Raw genomic sequence first — 15,548 nt, 5'->3', positions numbered from 1 at the left:
TAGACTTATGTTTTACAAGAAAAACGATGAATTTTGATATACACTCAAATCTATAAGGTAAAGGCTAAGAGGTTAGCGAATGACAGATAAAAGCAAAGAGAGCAGCGGCGGAAAATTACTGTATTGCTCTTTCTGCGGTAAGAGCCAGCACGAAGTTCGCAAGCTCATTGCAGGGCCTTCGGTTTACATCTGTGATGAATGTGTCGACTTATGTAACGATATCATTCGTGAAGAGATAAAAGATGTTCTTCCGAAGAAAGAGTCAGAGGCATTACCGACTCCACGTAATATTCGTGAACACCTTGACGATTATGTAATTGGTCAAGATTATGCTAAGAAAGTACTTGCTGTAGCGGTTTACAACCACTACAAGCGCTTGCGTAATGGCGATACCACAGCAGATGGTGTAGAGCTGGGTAAAAGTAACATCTTACTTATTGGCCCAACTGGTAGCGGTAAAACACTACTAGCAGAAACGCTTGCTCGTTTCCTAGATGTGCCGTTTACAATGGCTGATGCGACAACATTAACTGAAGCTGGTTATGTTGGCGAAGATGTAGAAAATATCATCCAGAAACTACTTCAGAAATGTGATTACGATGTTGCTAAAGCAGAACGAGGAATTGTTTATATCGATGAAATCGATAAAATTTCTCGTAAAGCTGAAAACCCATCGATAACGCGTGATGTTTCAGGTGAAGGCGTGCAACAAGCACTTCTAAAGCTTGTTGAAGGTACTGTTGCTTCTGTTCCACCTCAAGGTGGACGTAAACATCCACAACAAGAATTTTTGCAGGTAGATACCTCTAAAATTCTGTTTATCTGTGGTGGTGCATTTGCTGGGCTTGATAAGGTTATCGAACAGCGAGTTGCAACGGGTACAGGTATTGGTTTTGGCGCAGAAGTTCGTTCTAAAGACGAAACTAAAACTATCGGTGAGCTCTTTATGCAGGTGGAACCGGAAGACTTAGTCAAATATGGCTTAATTCCTGAGTTTATTGGTCGTTTGCCAGTAACTACCACGCTAACAGAGCTTGATGAAGATGCATTGATTCAAATATTGTGTGAACCTAAAAATGCGCTTACTAAACAGTACGCTGCACTATTTGAAATAGAAAATACTGAACTTGAGTTCCGTGAAGATGCACTTAAGGCAATTGCTAAAAAAGCAATGGAACGTAAAACTGGTGCTCGTGGCCTGCGTTCTATTTTAGAAGGTGTATTGCTTGAAACCATGTATGAACTACCTTCTTCAACAGATGTGAGTAAAGTAGTGATTGATGAATCGGTGATTAACGGTGAATCTGAGCCTTTGCTTATTTATGATGGAAAAGAAAATCAAGCCGCTGGTGCAGAGTAATAATCATTATTGCTAAACTGCATTCAAGCTAGAATAGGGGGATACTTGGTATCTCCCTTTTTTATCTGCGTTTTATATAAAACACTAATTTTCTAGCGCAAATCCTCTAAAATACCTATTTTTTTATTCCCTTGTTGAATCCAATCATTTAGACCCCATATAGTTTTCATAAGAAAAACGGATAGAGAGAAAAATATGAACTTGGAGCGTTCCGAGCGTATCGAGATTCCAGTATTACCGCTACGTGATGTTGTGGTATATCCGCATATGGTTATTCCCTTGTTTGTTGGTCGTGAAAAGTCGATCAGTTGTTTAGAATCAGCAATGGACAACAATAAGCAAGTATTATTAGTTGCGCAAAAGGAAGCCGATACTGATGAGCCTGTTATCGATGATCTATTCGGTATAGGCACAGTTGCCACTATTCTTCAGTTGTTGAAGTTGCCGGATGGTACTGTGAAAGTGTTAGTTGAAGGCCAGCAACGAGCAAAAATACATCAGTTTAAAGAAAACGAATTCTTCCTTGCAGATGCAGAATACTTGATCACGCCAGATCTTGATGAAAAAGAACAGGAAGTGATTGTACGTAGTGCAATTAATCAGTTTGAAGGTTTTATTAAACTGAATAAAAAAATTCCACCGGAAGTCTTAACTTCGCTAAATGGTATCGATGAGGCAGCCCGACTGGCTGATACTATCGCTGCACATATGCCTTTAAAGTTGGTCGAAAAACAGCAAGTCCTGGAAATTATAGATGTAAACGAACGTCTGGAATTTCTAATGGGACAAATGGAGTCAGAGATTGATCTGCTCCAAGTGGAAAAACGCATTCGTGGCCGTGTTAAGAAACAGATGGAGAAATCCCAGCGCGAGTACTATCTGAATGAGCAAATGAAAGCGATTCAGAAAGAACTTGGCGATATGGACGATGCTCCTGATGAGTTTGAAACACTCAAGAAAAAGATAGAAGATTCTAAAATGCCAACCGAAGCTCGAGAGAAGACAGAGCAGGAGTTGCAAAAACTGAAAATGATGTCACCAATGTCGGCGGAAGCGACAGTGGTTAGAAGCTATATCGATTGGATGGTTGGTGTCCCTTGGGCTAAACGATCTAAAGTGAAGAAAAACCTATCAAAAGCCGAAGAAGTACTTAACGAAGACCATTATGGTTTAGAGAGAGTAAAAGAACGTATTCTAGAATATTTGGCGGTTCAAAATAGAATTAACAAGCTTAAAGGCCCAATTCTCTGTCTCGTGGGGCCTCCAGGTGTCGGTAAGACATCTTTGGGCCAATCTATAGCTTCTGCGACTGGCCGTAAGTATGTACGCATGGCGCTTGGTGGGGTTCGTGACGAAGCAGAAATTCGTGGCCACCGAAGAACTTATATAGGCTCTTTACCTGGTAAGTTAATTCAAAAAATGTCGAAAGTAGGCGTTAAGAATCCTCTGTTTTTGCTGGATGAAATAGACAAAATGTCATCTGACATGCGTGGTGATCCATCATCTGCACTTTTGGAAGTGTTAGACCCAGAGCAGAACAATGCATTTAACGATCATTATCTAGAAGTGGATTACGATCTATCCGATGTTATGTTTGTTGCTACGTCTAATTCAATGAACATACCGGGTCCATTACTAGACCGTATGGAAGTGATTCGCCTTTCAGGTTATACCGAGGACGAAAAACTTAACATTGCAAAACGACATTTAGTCGAAAAGCAGATGCAGCGAAATGGTCTCAAGCCAAACGAAGTTATCATCGAAGACTCCGCTATTGTGGGAATTATCAGATATTATACTCGTGAGGCGGGTGTTCGCAGCCTAGAGAGAGAAATTTCAAAAATTTGTCGCAAGGCAGTTAAGAATATTTTGCTCGATAAAGCGCTTAAGCAAGTTACAGTTAGTATGGATAACCTAAAAGATTACTGTGGTGTTCAAAGGTTTGATTACGGCAAAGCCGACGAAAGTAATCGTATTGGTCAAGTGACAGGTCTTGCGTGGACAGAAGTAGGTGGAGATCTTCTGACTATCGAAACGGAAGCGATGCCAGGTAAAGGTAAGCTTACACAGACGGGTTCGCTCGGCGAAGTGATGCAAGAGTCTATCCAAGCTGCGATGACTGTAGTTCGTTCACGTGCAAGCAAGTTAGGCATTAACGAAGATTTCTATGAGAAACGTGACGTCCACGTCCACGTACCTGAAGGAGCGACGCCTAAAGATGGTCCTAGTGCTGGTATTGCAATGTGTACAGCGCTTGTTTCGAGCTTAACTGGTAATCCAGTACGCGCTGAAGTGGCGATGACAGGTGAAATTACCCTGCGTGGTGAAGTATTACCTATTGGTGGTTTAAAAGAAAAACTCCTTGCAGCTCATCGTGGTGGAATCAAAACTGTTCTCATTCCAAAAGACAATGAACGTGATCTGGAAGAGATTCCTGACAACGTTATTGCGGATTTGGTCATTAAGCCAGTGCAATGGATTGAAGAAGTTTTAGCCATTGCATTAGAGAATGATCCATCAGGAATTACGATTGAACCTTCAAAATAGTGACGTGTAGCAAAAATAAGTAAAGAATTACGCTGACAAGGTATAAAAATACTTGTCAGCGTTTTTTTTGAAGGCTAACGTTACAACCTATGGCGCTAGGCTATATTCCTAAAGGCTTGGGGTTAAAATTTAAATTTTCAAATGGAACGAATGTTACCAAACTAATAAATATAATTGGTAACGCATAAAGGGGAACAAAAAAGTGAACAAAACACAATTAGTAGAAAAAATTGCAGAAAATGCAGATATCTCAAAAGCGTCAGCTGGCCGCGCATTAGATGCAGTAATTGAAGCAGTGACTGAAACACTTAAAGCTGATGAGCAAGTAGCTCTTGTTGGCTTTGGTACTTTTAGCGTTCGTACTCGTGCTGCTCGCACTGGTCGCAACCCTAAAACTGGCGAAGAAATTCAAATCGCAGAAGCTAAAGTACCCGCATTTAAAGCTGGTAAAGCTCTTAAAGAAGCTTGTAACTAATAACGAATCGTTACTCTTTTCTACACAAGACTCTTAAATATGCGCATCTCAACACTGGTGCGCATTTCTTTTTCTGATATCATCGAACATCTCAAATTTCATACTGGGCAATGGTAATAATTCCTGCTCAATCATCGGAGTAAAATAAGATTATGATGGAGCGATTACGCGAGGGCGTAAATAGCATCGCGGTTAAGATTATTCTTGGTCTAATTATCCTTTCTTTTGTATTTGCAGGTGTAGGTAGCTACATCGTAGGTGGTGGTAGTAATGCCGCTGCTAAGGTAAACAATACAGAGATTGGCCGTGGTGCATTTGAACAAGCCTACACAAACGAACGTAACCGTATGCAATCCCAAATGGGTGATTACTTTGCTAACTTACTGGCAGACCCAACGTACGTTCAATCTTTCCGTAAATCAATTCTTGATCGCATGGTAAATGAGTTGCTTTTAGAACAGTATGCCGACTCATTGGGTTTGCGTATCAGTGATAAGCAAATACGCCAACAGATACTAAGCATGCCTGAATTCCAAAATGACGGTAAGTTTGATCAAGAGGTTTATGCAGCGACGCTTCGTCGTGCGGGTTATAACGCAGACAGTTTTGCTGAGTATTTGCGTAGAGAAATGACTCGTCAGCAGATATTGTTTGCACTTCAAGGAAGTGAGTTCTCACTTGATAGTGAAGTGACTACTCAAAGTCAGCTACTAACTCAAACTCGAGATATTCGTTCGATCTTACTTAATATCGAAGATTACTCTAAAAGTATTGAGCTAACGGACGAAGAGCTTCAAGAGTACTATGATGCTAACTCTAGCAACTATACTCGTCCAGAGCAGGTTAAAGTTGCTTACGTTGAATTGTCAGCTCAAGAACTAAAATCTCAAGTGGCAGTATCGGATGAGCAAGCTCAAGCGTACTACCAAGAGAACTTAGATAAGTATTCTTCTATTGCGCAGCGTCAACTAAGCCATATTTTGGTTCAAGGTGATGATGAGGCGAAAGCTCAAGCTATTCTTGATGAATTGAATTCTGGTGCTGATTTTATTGAATTAGCGAAAACCAAATCTGAAGACATTGGTAGTTCTGAAGAAGGTGGTTCACTGGGTTGGGTCGAGAAGGATGTAATGGACCCTGAATTTGAAGCTGCAGCATTTGCTCTTCAAAATGTAGGTGACAATACTGGCTTGGTTAAATCAGCATTCGGCTATCATATTATTAAACTTGATGGGCTGAAAGAGGCACAAGCAACCCCATTTGCTGAAGTTGAAGCGGAAATAAAAGTTGAAATTGCAGAGCAGCAAGCAGTGGAACGTTTTTATGAACTGCAGACAGAACTTGAAAAAGTGGCGTTTGAATACCCTGATTCGCTAGATGATTCTGCGCAAGCTATCGATCAACCGATTAAAACCACGGATTTCATTTCTCGTTCGGATGCACCAGAGTTATTGCTAACACCAGCAGTAATGCAAGCGATTCTTAGCGCAGATGTGAAAGAAGATGGACTTAACTCTGAAGTTATCGAAGTAGCTCCCGAGCATGTGGTTGTCGTTCGAGTTGAAGATTCACGTGATGAAACGGTACTGCCGTTTGAAGACGTAAAAGAACAAGTAAATTCAGAATTAGCGCTTGTTAAAGGCGAGCAGAAGGCCTTAGATCTAGCGAATTTGGTTTTGGAAGGTTTAAAAGCGGGTGATGAATCTACACTTAGCACGAATGGGCTTGAGTTTGGAGAGATCGAAACGATAGATCGTCGTTCACCGTTAGCTCAGACAGTCTTTGCGCTAGCGAAACCAGAATCCGGTGATAAAACGTATGCTCAAGCCACGGATTTAGACCGCAATATTGTTATAGTTGAGCTAAGCAAAGTTTCAATAAATGAAGATGATAGCTTTAATACTCAGATTGCTGCACAGTTAGTTCGTACTGGAACTCAGCAAGATCTTGCTGCGGTTGTAAGCACGCTTCGAGAAGAGGCTGATATTGAGTACTACGCGGTGGATACTCAACCGTAATTAAATGTATTGAAATGATACTCAAACAGGCCGCTTTTGCGGCCTGTTCTATTTCTTTAACAGGAATAACGACATTAATTACAACATCTTTAATCATATGGGTTCCTAACTAACTTCAAAGGAAACCTTATGAATCAATTTATTGCTTTTGTCTTGACCACGTTGACTGCACTCTTTTCGCACACTGCGCTTTCTACCACGGTAGAAACCGATACCAATCCAATTGTCGAAAGCACATTGGCAGAGCCAGTTAATTCGATTCCCATAGATAAATATGAAGGAATTAAAATAACAGTGAACATTAATTCTGGAACCTTAGAACAACTGTCTACACTTTTGCTTGGTATAGGAGAAAAGAAGGCGCAGTTGATTATAGATTATCGGGAAAAATACGGACCATTTGAATCAGTTGAGGCATTAATGCAGGTTAAAGGTATTGGACCTTCGACAATAGAAAAAAACAGAAATAGAATTTTGTTGTAATAACATTTTAGGGAGTTAACTGATCAGTAACATCATTAATTTGATATGATCTTTCGAATGCGTCACCTACTAACAGGATAGGTGACGCGATTGTATTTTGTACCAAGCAGCAGCAAGTACTAATCCAGCTATCCCACCTATCAAATGTGCTTGTATAGCTACTTCAGCAGAGATGAGCTCAGCGGTGTTCAATGAAGCTCCGTAGAACTGCTCGTGAGCAATTTTAATTATTCCCCCAACAACGAGCAGCCAACTAGAGTTTCGACCGCGTAGCGCTTCTGACAAGGCGTAATATGTAAATAATCCATGTAAGACCCCTGACAGTCCCGCATAAGAACCTAGGTTTGTGAATAATAAACCTAACCCAACTATAATTGAGAGGCTACTAAGTATGCCTAGTAAATTTTTAGTCGATGGCGTAAACAGATAAGCGATGATCCACAACGCGGCAATATTCATCGTAAGGTGGATAGTATTGGTGTGCGTCATATTTCCTGATAGGATCCGCCACCACTGTCCATTTTGAATCAATTCACCATTCCAAATTACAAGGCTTTGTAAATATGGTAGTTGGAACAGAGTGCTAATAGCAGTCATTAAAATTAGAAAGTAGGATAATTTCACTCAATGTCTCGATATTGCTTAAAATGTGGTAAAGCGAAAAAGGCGTGTATTTGTTCTTGGATTAAGGACATAAATACGGATATTGAGCTTATCATTCTTCAACACCCTACAGAAGTTAAACGGGCTAAAGGGACGGCAAAAATCTTGCTTTTATCTCTTGCCAATAGTCAATGTTTTGTGGGTGAAAATTTTTCGAATCATAGCGATCTCAATCTGCTGCTAGAAGATGAAAATGCGGAGACGTTTGTGCTTTTTCCTTCTGAAAATGCTCAATTGGTCTCTCCTAAGGTGTGCAACAAATTAGATTTGTACCGCAAGGTAAGAATTATTCTATTGGATGGTACCTGGAAAAAAGCGTTTAAAATGTACCAATTGTCAGAAAACCTGCATCCCTTACCTTGTTTATCTCTGCCTAAAACTATGAGCAGTAACTACAAGATCCGTAAAGCACCTAGCGAAAACAGTCTTTCTACTGTCGAAGCCGGCTATCAGGTGCTCAAAATCTTACAGCCTGAGCAAGATTTTGAACCACTGTTAGATGCATTTGACGCTATGATTGAATTTTATATAAATCAACTTCCCGACGGTGTCTTTCAAAACAACTATTCTTCGGAGCGATAGAGTATGTGGGTTGTCGATAGTTTAGTGGCTGGATGAAAATAACTGCTGATGAAGCTTCTGTGCATATCCGTCTGTCATCGCGGCGATATAATCCGATATCACTCTCATTCCCGAACTATTAGTCGTATCAGCAAGTTGCCATTTTTTTCGAGTTGCTTCAGGTAGTAATCGTTCAGGGTCAGCACTAAGTGCTTCAAATAGGTCCATAATGATTTGCTGACCTTTGTATTCAATGATCTGTACGTCTGGTATCTGTATAACAAATTCACTTACAAAGTTTTTAAATACTTCAAGTGCTGCCGTAAGATGTGGCTCGAGGTAGGCGTTATGGCTGAGCAGCGGAACACTAAAATGACTATTAGGTACGGCTTCAACTCTAGCACTGGTGAGCAGAGTATTCACGATGCCGCCAATAGCATCTTTGCGTAGGTAATGCTCACCTGAAAACAACATCTCGCTAATATCTTTGATATTCTCTTCAAACCACGGGTCACCACATTCAGCTAATTTGCTTGCAGCAGATTCTTGCCACTGATGGCGATGAACCTTCCCTAAAACAATCGCATCTTCTAGGTCATGAACACCGTAGGCAATATCGTCTGCAATTTCCATAATGGAACAATCTAACGATTTAAAACGCGTTTTGTTATGTTTTTTAGGGTTGAGGTCAGATACGCGTAGAGATGAGAAAAGATTTTTATCACTTTCGGGCAATGGTTCTATTACCCAATTAAAATCAATTTTATCACAGTCATAAATGCCTTTCGCAGGGCTCCAATCCTTAGCTTTCAGTCTACGTTGATGAGAAACTGGATCAGGATGAATGGTGCGCTGCACTGTACTTAGAAGAGCCGGGTATTTCATTAATCCGAGAAGAGTACGTCTAGATAAGTTCATGCCATGAGATTTTGTATACGGTTCGAGTTGGGTAACGATACGGAAGGTTTGGGCATTGCCTTCAAACCCTCCATGTTCTCTCATTGCGTAGTTAAGGGCCACTTCTCCACCATGCCCAAAAGGAGGGTGTCCAATATCATGGGCCAAACAAAGCGATTCGATTAAACTGGCAGAAGGCAATAGAGGTAATAGTTCAGGTTGTTTATTTTCTAGCTGAGCAAGGATGCCAGATCCGATTTGAGCCGCTTCTAAAGAGTGAGTTAACCTAGTTCGGTGAAAGTCGTTGACTCCGGTTCCGTGCACTTGGGTTTTTGCTTGTAAACGACGAAATGCGGCCGAGTGTAGAATCCTAGCCCTGTCTCTCTGGAAAGGGTCGCGGTGATCCTTTCGTCTTAGTTTATGTTCGTTGTTTATACGTTGTTGCCAAAGTACATACTGCTGATCGTCCATAATTGTTCCATGCTAAACCGCGCTGAATATTTTAATAATGCGCTGAAAAAATGAACGAGTCTAGAGAGGGTGATAACTATTTGAAGTGATTCGAATAAATTAGGACGTTTTGATATGGAAGAAGAGGTGTATTTAACTCCTTTATTCCTCCCTCAATGGGAGGAATAAAAGGAAATAATAACGAGTACTATTTTAGAGTTATTTGAAGATATAGCTGTTAACAATATTCTCCAAGTGTTCTTGTCGACCAGACTCTTTGCTTGGTGATATTTCGTTATCAACCGCAAATTTAGCGAGAGCTTCTAGTGATAAATCACCAGCAAGTATTTTCTTACCTAGGTCATCACTCCACCCAGCGTAACGTTTAGCCATATTTTCAGATAACACGTCATTCTCGATCATTGATGCCGCTTTTTCCAATGACAGTGCCATTGTGTCCATTCCGCCGATGTGACCGTAAAAAAGGTCTTCATCTGCAATAGAAGGACGACGTACATGTGCATCAAAGTTAAGGCCTCCGGTCGTAAAGCCGCCAGCCTTAAGAATTTCATACATAATCAAGGTGTTTTCTTCAACACTATTCGGGAATTGATCTGTATCCCAACCTAATTGAGGATCACCCCGGTTTGCATCTATTGAACCAAATAGCCCTAATGAAGTCGCTGTTGCTACCTCATGTTGGAAGCTATGTCCTGCAAGCGTTGCGTGGTTAGCTTCGATATTCATTTTGACTTCGTTTTCTAAACCGAATTGCTTCAAAAAGCCATAGACAGTTGCAGTATCGTAATCATACTGATGCTTAGTTGGCTCTTGTGGTTTAGGTTCAATAAGAATTGTACCTTTGAAACCAATTTTGTGTTTGTGCTCTACAACCATTTGCATCAGGCGGCCTAGTTGTTTGCGTTCTTGACGTAGGTCGGTATTTAATAGCGTTTCATAACCTTCACGTCCCCCCAAAGCACATAGTTTTCGCCACCAAGACGTTTCGTTGCCGCCATAGCATTGAAGATTTGAGTCGCCGCATAGGCAAACACTTTAGGATCAGGGTTGGAACCTGCGCCAGCCATATAACGAGGGTTTGAGAACGCATTCGCTGTTCCCCAAAGCAGTTTTAAGCCCGTTTCTGATTGTTTTTGCTCAAGAATATCAACCATGGTTGCGAAGTTGTTTACATACTCTTTAATCGAGGTACCTTCTGGTGCGACGTCGGTGTCATGGAAGCAGTAATAAGGAACGTCTAATTTTGAGAAAAACTCGAACGCGGCATCTGCCTTCATTTTTGCCATTTCAAGAGCGTCCCCATTTTTCTGCCATGCTCTATCAAAAGTGCCAGAACCAAACACATCTGAACCTGGCCAGCAGAAGTTGTGCCAATAACATGCTGCGAAACGCAAATGATCTTTCATTGATTTACCTAAGATCATTTTATCTTTGTCATAGTGACGAAACGCTAAAGAATTCTGCGTTTCGCTTCCTTCGAATTTAATTGTACTTACATTTTTAAAGAATTCAGTCATCGTTTTTATTTCCATTTAAATAATGAATTATGTTCAGCGTTAATAATTAGTGTTTTATGGGATTCATTCAATTATGAAATTTAGTAGTAAAATTCTTCTATTTGTTTTGTGTGCGCAAGCTCACAAGTTGTTATGTTTTTTTAACAAGGGCTGAATAATCTGATTTAATACGTAACTTATTGAAATATTGTAGTGTTACTAATGATTTAAAATATGCTTTATCAATCACTAATTTGGCATCTTCACTTCTATTTATTGTTTTATAAGGTGTTTTTTCTATATGTTGGTTTTGTATGTATTATTTGTTTTTTGTTCTGATAAAACTTCAAAATAATATTTTTAGAAAACTAATTGTTCATTATATAACCTAGATCACATTGGTTTAACAAAACAAAAAAACATAAAAACAAAAATAAATCTGTCAAAAGAACTCTTAAGAAAGCTGATTTACAGTGTATGTAGATTCATTAACCTATAGTGAATTTACCTACATCTAACGTGATACAAAGGACAGTAGAATGAAAAAGATAATAACCCTTATATGTGCAGTGCTAATTAGTATAAGTGCACCTGTATTTGCTAAAAGCGTAAAAATTGGCATGGTAATCGATGACTTACGTTTAGAGCGTTGGCAGAAAGATAGAGATATCTTTGTTAATACTGCGGAAAAACTTGGCGCAAAGATTTATGTGCAATCGGCGAATGGTAATGAGCAGACTCAGATTTCTCAGATAGAAAACATGATCTCTCGTGGTGTTGACGTGCTGGTTATCATACCTACCAACGGTGAAGTACTTTCTAACGTTATTAAAGAAGCGAAACGTGACGGTATTAAAGTTTTGGCGTATGACCGCCTAATCAACAATGCAGATATTGATTTCTATCTTTCATTTGATAACGAAAAAGTAGGGGAAATGCAAGCTAAAGCATTAATAGCAGCTAAGCCAACTGGACGTTATTTCTTAATGGGTGGTGCTCCGACAGATAATAACGCGAAATTATTCCGTCAAGGTCAAATGAATATCCTACAGTCTAAAATCGATTCAGGTGATATTGAAGTTGTTGGTGATCAGTGGGTTGATTCTTGGTTAGCGGAAAACGCACTTAAAATTATGGAAAATGCGCTTACAGCAAATGATAACAACATTGATGTAGTCGTGGCTTCAAATGATTCAACAGCAGGTGGTGCGATTCAAGCTCTTGATGCACAAGGCCTTGCAGGTAAAGTTATTATCTCTGGGCAAGATGCGGATTTAGCAGCGGTTCGTCGTATTGTAGACGGTACACAAACAATGACGGTATACAAACCAATCGTTGCTTTGGCTCAACGTGCCGCAGAAATTGCTGTTGTGCTTGGTAATGACGATACTCCTCGTGTTAACTCTAAACTTAATAACGGCATGAAAGACGTAGATGCATGGTTATTAGAACCAATCGCAGTGGATGCAAATAACCTTAAGAAAACGGTTATCGCTGACGGTTTCCACGCTGAAAAAGATGTTTATCAATAATCGATTCAGGCGCTAGGGTAATCTTAGCGCCGCTTTCATTAGGAGTGATTTTTATGTCTTCTCCATTACTAGAGATGCACGATATCGTTAAATGCTTTGGTCCTGTTAAAGCGTTGGACGGGGTAAGCATTCGTTTAGAAAAGGGTGAGATTTTGTCATTGTGTGGTGAGAATGGATCAGGTAAGTCGACGTTGATGAAGGTGCTCTGTGGCATTTATCCTCACGGTGATTATCAAGGTGAAATTATCTACCAGGGTGAGAAACTAGAACCAAATAAAATTTCAGATACTGAAGATTTGGGTATCGCAATAATCCACCAAGAGCTAACCATGGTTAAAGAGCTTAGCATTCTTGAAAACCTCTTTTTAGGCTCCGAACTTTGTAAATATGGCGTGATGGATTATGAGCTCATGCATTTCGAAGCTGAAATATTATTAGAAAAAGTAAAATTAGCCGTTTCTCCCGAAACAAAGGTGGGTGATCTAGGAGTAGGGCAACAACAGTTAGTAGAAATTGCCAAAGCGATGTCTAAAAACGCCAAATTATTGGTGCTTGATGAGCCAACCGCACCATTGACAGAGTCTGAAACCGAAATCCTGCTTGATCTTGTTAAAGACCTGCGTGATTCAGGTGTTAGCTGTATCTATATTTCTCATAAATTGGGTGAAGTAAAAGCAATTTCTGACCATATTTGTGTGATACGAGATGGAACACACATCGGTACCCGAGAGGCACGCAATATGACCACTGACGACATTATTACGATGATGGTGGGCCGAGAAATGAAACAGTTATTCCCTAGGGAAGAGCATGACATTGGCGAGGTGGTGTTAGAAGTTAAGAATGTTAAAGCCTGGGATAAAGCCAATTCCAGTATACCTAAAGTACGAGATGCTAGTTTCAACTTAAGAAAAGGTGAGATTCTTGGTGTCTCTGGATTGGTGGGGGCAGGTCGAACGGAATTAATGGAGTGTCTATACGGTTGCTATTTAGGACGGTATGAGGGGCAATATTTTCTCAATGGAAAACAGCTTAAAACCTCTACAAGTCGTGATGCATTAGAGGTGGGTATAGCAATGGTACCAGAAGATCGAAAACGTAACGGTATCATTCCAATAATGAGTGTTGGGCAGAATATCTCTCTTGCCGCCATCGATCAATTTAGCACCGGAGGCATTGTTAATGACACCATTGAAGCAAACTCTATTCAAGATGCGGTTAAAAAACTCACTGTCAAAACACCCAATACAGAAATAGCGATAAAGAACCTGTCTGGTGGTAATCAACAGAAGGCAATTTTGGCTCGATTTCTTATGGTTAATCCGAGTGTACTTATCCTTGATGAGCCGACTCGTGGCATCGATGTTGGTGCGAAATATGAAATTTATAAGCTGATGTTCCAACTGGTTAAAAGTGGTATCAGCATCATTATGGTTTCTTCTGAACTGCCTGAAGTATTAGGTATCAGTGATCGAGTTCTGGTTATGCATGAAGGTGTAATCAAAGGCGATTTGGTTAACGAAAATTTAACTCAAGAAATTATTATGGATTGTGCTTTATTTGAAGGAGTAGCAGCATGATTGAGCAATCTAGCGAATTGAAGAAAGAAAGTAGTATGGGTGTTATGGATAAGCTAAAAACCATGAACATACAACTGTTAGTGATGATAGCAGCCATTGTGTTCATTATGTTGTTCTTTAGCGTGATGACGGAGTGGAGCTATCTTACCCCGCGTAATATTTCTAACCTATTTAGACAGACTTCTATTACTGGCATTCTAGCCATCGGTATGGTGTTCGTTATAATTAGTGGGGAAATAGACCTTTCCGTTGGTTCTATGATGGGTCTACTTGGTGGTGTTGCTGCTATTCTCGATGTGTGGTTTGGATTACCTTTGCCAGTCACTATAGTGATCACGCTTGTTGCGGGCTTCGTATTGGGCGTTTGGAATGGGTGGTGGGTAGCGTATCGTAAAGTCCCTTCATTTATCGTCACTCTGGCGGGGATGTTAGCGTTTCGCGGTATTTTGATTGGTATTACTGATGGAACAACCGTTGCTCCAACCTCTGATGCCATGTCTATTATCGGTCAAAGTTACCTACCAAATATGGTTAGTCTCGCGATTGGTATTGGTTGCTTAGCGATGTACTTTGCTTGGCAACAGAAGCGAAATGGTATGCGTAAAAAGTACAATTTAGAGGTAGCTAGCACCCAATCAACATTGACGAAAAGTGCGGTCATTGGTGTTGCGGTACTCACCATTATCTTCTTATTGAATGACTATCGTGGTGTTCCTACTCCCGTATTAATGCTTACCTTCTTTTTGTTAGTGGGAACCTTTATTGCCACCAAGTCTCGCTTTGGACGGCGTATCTACGCCATTGGTGGAAATATAGACGCTAGTCGTTTGTCGGGTATTAATGTCGAAAGAACGAAGTTGTCTGTTTATGCGATGAATGGCTTTTTAGTGGCTGTCGCTGCTTTGATTTTGAGCTCTCGATTAGGTGCTGGTTCACCATCCGCGGGGAATATAGCTGAATTAGATGCTATTGCCGCTTGTGTGATTGGTGGAACGAGCATGGCCGGTGGTGTTGGTACGGTAATTGGTGCGGTAATAGGTGCCTTTATCATGGCTTCACTAGATAACGGTATGAGTATGATGGATGTTCCGACTTTCTGGCAATATATCGTAAAAGGTGGGATCTTGTTATTAGCGGTATGGATGGATAGTGCCACTAAGCAGAAACGTTAAAATTACCGTTCAATAATGTCAATTACATTAATTATGTGATTAAGCTGCATTTGATTCCACGAACCGATCAAGACAGCCATGTACACTTAACAAAGGGCATTCTTGCCCTTTGTTATTCGTTCCATCGAACTTATCAGTTAATTAATGGATTTTATATTAAAGTGGCTAAACCTAAGAAATATTTTATTAAAAAAGACCAGAGCTATCCGCTTCTGGTCTTTTTATTTATGGCAATAAAGTTTTATATCTATAAAAGTTATTTATTCTGCCGTTAGCGCATTGTCCCGAAATTC

Annotated in this window: 13 protein-coding genes; 9 read left to right on the top strand and 4 right to left on the bottom strand. The window is 40.3% G+C overall.

The window, feature by feature from the left end; translation table 11 throughout:
• The first annotated feature begins 79 nt into the window (after nt 1–79).
• The 5 genes from clpX (at nt 80) to PGX00_RS22785 (ending at nt 6,883) form a co-directional block, all read left to right on the top strand.
• Nucleotides 80–1,360 (top strand): ATP-dependent protease ATP-binding subunit ClpX, encoded by a 1,281-nt coding sequence (clpX, locus tag PGX00_RS12835; RefSeq protein WP_272137020.1) that lies wholly within the window; start codon nt 80–82, stop codon nt 1,358–1,360.
• 195 nt (nt 1,361–1,555) lie between these two features.
• Nucleotides 1,556–3,907: an endopeptidase La gene (lon, locus tag PGX00_RS12830; protein WP_272137018.1), complete on the top strand. Its 2,352-nt coding sequence runs from the start codon at nt 1,556–1,558 to the stop codon at nt 3,905–3,907.
• 184 nt (nt 3,908–4,091) lie between these two features.
• The gene (locus PGX00_RS12825) at nt 4,092–4,382 is read left to right on the top strand and encodes an HU family DNA-binding protein (protein WP_322107880.1); all 291 of its coding nucleotides are present in this window, start codon (nt 4,092–4,094) and stop codon (nt 4,380–4,382) included.
• Between the two features lie 152 nt (nt 4,383–4,534).
• Nucleotides 4,535–6,400: a peptidylprolyl isomerase gene (gene ppiD, locus PGX00_RS12820; protein WP_272137013.1), complete on the top strand. Its 1,866-nt coding sequence runs from the start codon at nt 4,535–4,537 to the stop codon at nt 6,398–6,400.
• A gap of 129 nt (nt 6,401–6,529) precedes the next feature.
• Nucleotides 6,530–6,883 carry a ComEA family DNA-binding protein gene (locus PGX00_RS22785; RefSeq protein ID WP_322107865.1) on the top strand — a complete coding sequence of 118 codons (354 nt, stop codon included), beginning with the start codon at nt 6,530–6,532 and terminating at the stop codon, nt 6,881–6,883.
• A 69-nt stretch (nt 6,884–6,952) separates the two neighbouring features.
• Here PGX00_RS22785 and rrtA read toward each other — a convergent pair whose 3' ends face one another.
• Complete coding sequence (gene rrtA / locus PGX00_RS12810; RefSeq protein WP_272137011.1) at nt 6,953–7,507, bottom strand: rhombosortase; 555 nt, start codon at nt 7,505–7,507, stop codon at nt 6,953–6,955.
• 3 nt (nt 7,508–7,510) lie between these two features.
• Between rrtA and PGX00_RS12805 the strand changes: the two genes are divergently transcribed.
• Nucleotides 7,511–8,128, top strand: a complete 618-nt coding sequence (locus PGX00_RS12805) for a tRNA-uridine aminocarboxypropyltransferase (protein ID WP_272137009.1) — start codon at nt 7,511–7,513, stop codon at nt 8,126–8,128.
• Between the two features lie 21 nt (nt 8,129–8,149).
• On the opposite strand, the gene PGX00_RS12800 is transcribed toward PGX00_RS12805, so the two are convergent.
• The 3 genes from PGX00_RS12800 to PGX00_RS22950 all read right to left on the bottom strand — a co-directional run bounded on the left by PGX00_RS12800 (nt 8,150) and on the right by PGX00_RS22950 (nt 10,992).
• A complete protein-coding gene (locus PGX00_RS12800; RefSeq protein WP_272137007.1) occupies nt 8,150–9,475 on the bottom strand; it encodes an anti-phage deoxyguanosine triphosphatase in 1,326 nt (441 codons plus the stop codon).
• 198 nt (nt 9,476–9,673) lie between these two features.
• On the bottom strand, nt 9,674–10,432 hold the full coding sequence (locus PGX00_RS22955) for an apurinic/apyrimidinic endonuclease family protein (protein WP_407702360.1): 759 nt from the start codon (nt 10,430–10,432) through the stop codon (nt 9,674–9,676).
• Nucleotides 10,399–10,992: an apurinic/apyrimidinic endonuclease family protein gene (locus PGX00_RS22950; protein WP_407702359.1), complete on the bottom strand. Its 594-nt coding sequence runs from the start codon at nt 10,990–10,992 to the stop codon at nt 10,399–10,401. The genes PGX00_RS22955 and PGX00_RS22950 overlap by 34 nt, the downstream gene beginning before the upstream one ends.
• A gap of 518 nt (nt 10,993–11,510) precedes the next feature.
• Between PGX00_RS22950 and xylF the strand changes: the two genes are divergently transcribed.
• The 3 genes from xylF to PGX00_RS12780 are packed head-to-tail and all read left to right on the top strand — an operon-like array spanning nt 11,511 to nt 15,255.
• The gene (gene xylF, locus PGX00_RS12790) at nt 11,511–12,503 is read left to right on the top strand and encodes a D-xylose ABC transporter substrate-binding protein (RefSeq protein WP_272137005.1); all 993 of its coding nucleotides are present in this window, start codon (nt 11,511–11,513) and stop codon (nt 12,501–12,503) included.
• A gap of 53 nt (nt 12,504–12,556) precedes the next feature.
• Nucleotides 12,557–14,083 (top strand): xylose ABC transporter ATP-binding protein, encoded by a 1,527-nt coding sequence (locus PGX00_RS12785; protein ID WP_272137003.1) that lies wholly within the window; start codon nt 12,557–12,559, stop codon nt 14,081–14,083.
• 35 nt (nt 14,084–14,118) lie between these two features.
• The gene (locus PGX00_RS12780) at nt 14,119–15,255 is read left to right on the top strand and encodes a sugar ABC transporter permease (RefSeq protein ID WP_407702391.1); all 1,137 of its coding nucleotides are present in this window, start codon (nt 14,119–14,121) and stop codon (nt 15,253–15,255) included.
• Nucleotides 15,256–15,548: the final 293 nt, after the last annotated feature.

The sequence above is a fragment of the Vibrio algarum genome, assembly GCF_028204155.1.
In the GTDB taxonomy this organism is placed as follows: domain Bacteria; phylum Pseudomonadota; class Gammaproteobacteria; order Enterobacterales; family Vibrionaceae; genus Vibrio; species Vibrio algarum.
The sequence above is the reverse complement of the archived record's forward strand: the minus strand, read 5'-3'. Positions and strand labels throughout refer to the sequence as shown.

Bases quoted from the DNA above. Each gene is read 5' to 3' on its own strand.
- clpX (WP_272137020.1), top strand. From the start codon at position 80: ATGACAGATAAAAGCAAAGAGAGCAGCGGCGGAAAATTACTGTATTGC.
- PGX00_RS12800 (WP_272137007.1), bottom strand. From the start codon at position 9,475: ATGGACGATCAGCAGTATGTACTTTGGCAACAACGTATAAACAACGAA.
- xylF (WP_272137005.1), top strand. From the start codon at position 11,511: ATGAAAAAGATAATAACCCTTATATGTGCAGTGCTAATTAGTATAAGT.
- PGX00_RS12785 (WP_272137003.1), top strand. From the start codon at position 12,557: ATGTCTTCTCCATTACTAGAGATGCACGATATCGTTAAATGCTTTGGT.
- lon (WP_272137018.1), top strand. From the start codon at position 1,556: ATGAACTTGGAGCGTTCCGAGCGTATCGAGATTCCAGTATTACCGCTA.
- PGX00_RS12780 (WP_407702391.1), top strand. From the start codon at position 14,119: ATGGGTGTTATGGATAAGCTAAAAACCATGAACATACAACTGTTAGTG.
- PGX00_RS12805 (WP_272137009.1), top strand. From the start codon at position 7,511: ATGTCTCGATATTGCTTAAAATGTGGTAAAGCGAAAAAGGCGTGTATT.
- ppiD (WP_272137013.1), top strand. From the start codon at position 4,535: ATGATGGAGCGATTACGCGAGGGCGTAAATAGCATCGCGGTTAAGATT.
- PGX00_RS22785 (WP_322107865.1), top strand. From the start codon at position 6,530: ATGAATCAATTTATTGCTTTTGTCTTGACCACGTTGACTGCACTCTTT.
- PGX00_RS22950 (WP_407702359.1), bottom strand. From the start codon at position 10,992: ATGACTGAATTCTTTAAAAATGTAAGTACAATTAAATTCGAAGGAAGC.